Origin of the sequence: Pseudogulbenkiania ferrooxidans 2002 (genome assembly GCF_000174355.1) — a bacterium.
Taxonomy (GTDB): Bacteria; Pseudomonadota; Gammaproteobacteria; order Burkholderiales; family Chromobacteriaceae; genus Pseudogulbenkiania; species Pseudogulbenkiania ferrooxidans.
The window spans coordinates 1-4,996 of the sequence record NZ_ACIS01000020.1 but is presented as its reverse complement, the minus strand read 5'-3'; the positions used below and the strand labels follow the sequence as shown (position 1 = coordinate 4,996).

General features: G+C 63.8%; 2 protein-coding genes and 2 pseudogenes. All 4 read left to right on the top strand.

The window, feature by feature from the left end; genetic code table 11:
* Nucleotides 1-1,505, top strand: a pseudogene (gene xsc / locus FURADRAFT_RS19800) (sulfoacetaldehyde acetyltransferase); the annotation flags it as partial.
* A gap of 350 nt (nt 1,506-1,855) precedes the next feature.
* Nucleotides 1,856-3,226, top strand: coding sequence for an amino acid permease (locus tag FURADRAFT_RS19795; protein WP_201441981.1), 1,371 nt, complete (start codon nt 1,856-1,858; stop codon nt 3,224-3,226).
* A gap of 288 nt (nt 3,227-3,514) precedes the next feature.
* Entirely contained in the window at nt 3,515-4,552 is a 1,038-nt protein-coding gene (locus tag FURADRAFT_RS19790) for a YeiH family protein (RefSeq protein WP_008955942.1), read from the top strand.
* Between the two features lie 27 nt (nt 4,553-4,579).
* Nucleotides 4,580-4,996, top strand: a pseudogene (locus FURADRAFT_RS19785) (phosphomethylpyrimidine synthase ThiC); the annotation flags it as partial.

The window sequence follows — 4,996 nt, the reverse complement described above, 5'->3', positions numbered from 1 at the left end:
GGCACACAGCCCGGTGGTGATCGTGACCCCGAGACGGCACCATGACCATGGGTCTGGGCGGATTCCAGGAGTGTAACCAGTTGCCGATGTTCCAGGAATTCACCAAGTACCAGGGACATGTCACGCACCCGGCCCGCATGGCCGAGTACACCGGCCGTTGCTTCGACCGCGCCATGAGCGAGATGGGCCCGACCCAGCTCAATATCCCGCGCGATTATTTCTACGGCGAGATCACCGCCGAGATTCCGCAGCCGGCGCGTCTGGATCGCGGTGCCGGTGGCGAGCAGAGCCTGAACGAGGCGGCGGAGTTGCTGGCGCAGGCCAAGTTTCCGGTGATCATTTCCGGCGGCGGCGTGGTGATGGGCGATGCCGTCGAGGAGTGTAAGGCCTTGGCGGAGCGCCTGGGGGCGCCGGTGGTGAACAGCTACCTGCACAACGATTCGTTCCCGGCCAGCCATCCGCTGTGGTGCGGTCCGCTGGGCTATCAGGGCTCGAAGGCGGCGATGAAGCTGATGGCGCAGGCCGACGTGGTGGTGGCGCTGGGGTCGCGCCTGGGGCCGTTCGGCACGCTGCCGCAGCATGGCATGGATTACTGGCCGAAGAACGCGAAGATCATCCAGATCGACGCCGACAACAAGATGCTGGGCCTGGTGAAGAAGATTTCGGTGGGCATTTGCGGCGATGCCAAGGCGGCGGCGGTGGCACTGACGCAGCGTCTGGCGAACCGTACCCTGGCCTGCGATGCGACCCGCGCCGAGCGCGGCGACAAGATCGCGACCGAGAAGGCGGCCTGGGAGAAGGAACTGGACGAGTGGACGCACGAGCGCGATGCCTTCAGCCTCGACATGATCGAGCAGAACGCCCAGGAGCAGACCTTCAATGGCGGCCACTATCTGCATCCGCGCCAGGTGTTGCGCGAGCTGGAGAAGGCGATGCCGGAGGATGTGATGGTGTCGACCGATATCGGCAACATCAATTCGGTGGCCAACAGCTATCTGCGGTTCGAGAAGCCGCGCAGCTTCTTTGCCGCGATGAGTTTCGGCAATTGCGGCTATGCCTTCCCGACCATCATCGGTGCCAAGGTGGCAGCCCCGCATCGCCCGGCAGTGTCCTACGCCGGTGATGGGGCCTGGGGTATGAGCCTGATGGAAACGATGACCTGTGTGCGTCACAACATCCCGGTTACTGCGGTGGTATTCCACAACCGCCAGTGGGGTGCGGAGAAGAAGAACCAGGTCGACTTCTACAACCGCCGCTTCGTTGCCGGCGAACTGGACAACCAGAGCTTTGCCGAGATTGCCCGTGCCATGGGTGCCGAAGGCATCACCGTGGACCGTCTCGAGGACGTCGGCCCGGCGCTGAAGAAGGCCATCGACCTGCAGATGAACCACGGCAAGACCTGCATCATCGAGATCATGTGCACCCGCGAGCTGGGCGATCCCTTCCGCCGCGATGCCCTCTCCAAGCCGGTCAGATTCCTCGACAAGTACAAGGATTACGTTTGATCAACCACCGCGCTGACGCGAAAAAGTGAAGACAAGCGGGCCGTGTCGCAGGCAGTGTACGCCTCACGGTCCGCTCCACCTCACCGCCGCGGCGACCTCATCGTTTCTGAAAGGTGAACCGAAACTGAGATAACCCATCCTGGCTGCCCAGATACCTCCATTACCCGGCAGCACGGACAGTCACACGATCCTGAACGACCACGGACCGGAGGGCGGCGTACGCACGTTGCCATTCCCCTACAACTCAACAAACCGTGGCGTCCTACAATAGAGAAATACGGAGATATATCAAAGTGATAGGCAACCAGCAGCATTCAAACGGGCTCCAGCACAGCCTGAAGCAGCGCCACATGACCATGATTGCACTTGGTGGTGTGATTGGCGCGGGTCTGTTTGTCGGCAGCGGCGTGGTGATCAAGGCCACCGGCCCCGCCGCCATTCTCTCCTTCCTCATCACCGGCCTGCTCGTGGTCTTGGTCATGCGCATGCTGGGGGAAATGGCCGTCGCCCTGCCCACCGGCGGCTCTTTCTACGAATACGCCCGCGAAGCCTGGCACGACCGCCCGGCCGTGGGCGAACTGGCCGGTTTCCTCACCGGCTGGATGTACTGGTACTTCTGGGTCATCGTGGTGGCGCTCGAAGCGGTCGCCGGGGCCAACCTGGTGCGTTACTGGCTACCCGACATGCCCACCTGGATCATCAGCCTGACCTTACTGGTGACGCTCACACTGACCAATCTGATCTCGGTGAAGTCGTTCGGTGAGTTCGAGTTCTGGTTCTCCTCGATCAAGGTCGGCGCCATCGTCGTGTTCCTGTTCCTGGCGAGCCTGTACGTGCTCGGCATGTGGCCGGGAGCGAGCCTCAACGTCAGCAACCTGACCGCGCACGGCGGCTTTGCCCCGCATGGCTGGGTGCCGGTGCTGACCGGGGCGGTGGCGGCGACCGGTTTCTATTTCGGTGCCGAGATCGTCACCATCGCCGCCGCGGAAACCGCCGAACCGCAAAAAGCTATCGCCAAGGCCACCAACTCGGTGATCACCCGGGTGCTGGTTTTCTACGTCGGCTCGGTGCTGCTGGTGGTCTGCCTGGTACCGTGGAGTTCGCCCGGCATCGCCACCCCGTACGTCAGCGCACTCAACGCGATGGGCATCCCGGCTGCGGCGCAGATCATGAACGCCGTGGTGCTGACCGCCGTGTTGTCGGCCCTCAACTCCGGCCTGTACGCCTCGTCGCGCATGCTGTTCGCCCTGACCAAGCGCGGTGACGCGCCGAAATCGCTGGCCAAGCTGACCCGCAACGGCGTGCCGGTGCGCGCCATCCTGTTTGCCACGCTGTTCGGCTACGCGGCGGTGGTGATGTCCTACATTTCGCCGGACAAGGTGTTCGCCTTCCTGGTCGATTCCTACGGCACGGTGGCGATTTTCGTCTACATCCTGATCGCCATCTCGCAGCTGCGCCTGCGTGCCCGCCTGGAGCGCGAGGCGCCGGAACGGCTGCGCGTCAAGATGTGGGCCTACCCCTACCTGACCTACCTCGCCATCGCCGGCATGATCGGCATCGTGGTGGCCATGGCGTTCATCCCGGACCAACGCTCGCCGCTGCTGCTTGGCGTGGCCAGCCTGGGCATCCTGCTGCTGGGCTACGTGGTACGCCAGATTTTCCGCAAGGGTGCACCGGCCGCCGCCTTGGCTGAGCCTTCCACCGACTACACCAAGCTGTAAACCCTTCCCCTTCCAGCGGGCCGCCGGCACCTCCTCGGCGGCCCGCTGCCTCTTCCAAAAAACAAAATATCAGTACGTTTTGTATCGATATTTGAAATTTACTATTGCATTCCCCGGTTGTCCGACTTATAGTTTTCAAAAACCAATTAACGGAATTTTTTGTTCCGTTTTTTGTTATTTGTTTGAGAGCTGGCCAATCCGGCCCAGCCCCAATCCGCACCCCTCCACCCCGCCTAGTCGGGGTCCGAGACGGCGCGGGAACGATGTCCATCACCGGAGACCCACACGATGATCCCTCCCAGCAGTCTCGCCCAACCCGTGATGTTCACGCAGACCCGGGCGCTTCTTCCCGGCATCATGCTCTGCGGCGTCATCGCCATCGCCGCGACCTTCGTGTCCGAGCATTACGGCGGCCCGCAGTTTCTCTATGCCTTGCTGATGGGCATTGCCTTTCACTTCCTGGCCGATTCGGAGAAATGCCAGCCCGGCATCGAACTCTCGGCCAAGAAGCTGGTGCGCTTCGGCGTCGCCCTGCTCGGCGCCCGCATCGTCGCCAGCGACGTCAGCGACCTGGGCCTGGCCGGGGTCGGCGCGCTGATCGGCGCGGTGGCCCTGACCATCGGCTTTGGCATCCTGATGGCGCGCCTGCTCGGCCTACCCTCGATGCTGGGTCTGCTCTCCGGCGGCGGCACCGGCATTTGCGGTATCTCGGCCACTCTGGCGATCTCCTCCACCCTGCCGGCGACGCGGGAGAACGAGCGCTACACCCTGCTCACCGCCATCGGCATTGCCATCTTCTCCACGCTGGCCATGGTGCTGTACCCGCTCATCGTCAAGCATGCCGGACTCTCCACCGCGGAAGCCGGCCTGTTCCTGGGCGGTTCGATCCACGACGTGGCTCAGGTGGTGGGCGCCGGCCTGATCATCTCGCCGGAAGTGGGCGACGCCGCCACGCTGGCCAAGATGTTCCGCGTCGCCATGCTGATGCCGGTGGTGGTGATCCTGGCGCTGACCTTCCACGCCGAGCGCAAGAAAACCGCCACGGCCGGCAGCAAGACCCCGATCCTGCCGATGTTCCTGGTGGTGTTCGCCGGACTGGCCGCGCTCAACAGCCTGGGGCTGCTGTCGCACCAAGTGGTGGAAGCGAGTTCGACCGTATCGCGCTGGTGCCTGGTGACCTCGATCGCCGCCCTCGGCGTCAAGACCTCGCTGGAAAAGCTGGCGGAACTGGGCTGGAAGCCGATCGTGCTGATGAGCAGCGAGGCCATTTTCATTGCCGGCTACATGCTGCTGGTGGTGTACCTGGGCCGCGTCTTCGGCGCCTGATGACTAGATGAATAAACGAGGATGACCATGAACGCGCCGACCAACCTGAATACCGAAATGGTGGTGGACCAAGCCGCCATCCAGCCGCTGCCCAACTCCCGCAAGATCTACGTCGAAGGCTCCCGCCCCGACCTCCGCGTGCCGATGCGCGAGATCAGCCAGGCCGACACCCCGACCCAGTTCGGCGGCGAGCAGAACCCGCCGATCTACGTCTACGACTGCTCCGGCCCCTACACCGACCCGGCCGCCCAGATCGACATCCGCTCCGGCCTGGCGCCGATCCGCGCCGCCTGGATCGAGGAGCGCGCGACACCGAGCAGCTGGCCGGTTTGAGCTCCGAGTACGGCCGCGCCCGCGAGTCGACGCCAAGCTCGACGAGCTGCGCTTCAACTGACGCGTCAGCCGCGCCGCGCGCTGCCGGCAGGACGTCACCAGATGCACTAC

Bases quoted from the DNA above. Each gene is read 5' to 3' on its own strand.
- FURADRAFT_RS19790 (WP_008955942.1), top strand. From the start codon at position 3,515: ATGATCCCTCCCAGCAGTCTCGCCCAACCCGTGATGTTCACGCAGACC.
- FURADRAFT_RS19795 (WP_201441981.1), top strand. From the start codon at position 1,856: ATGACCATGATTGCACTTGGTGGTGTGATTGGCGCGGGTCTGTTTGTC.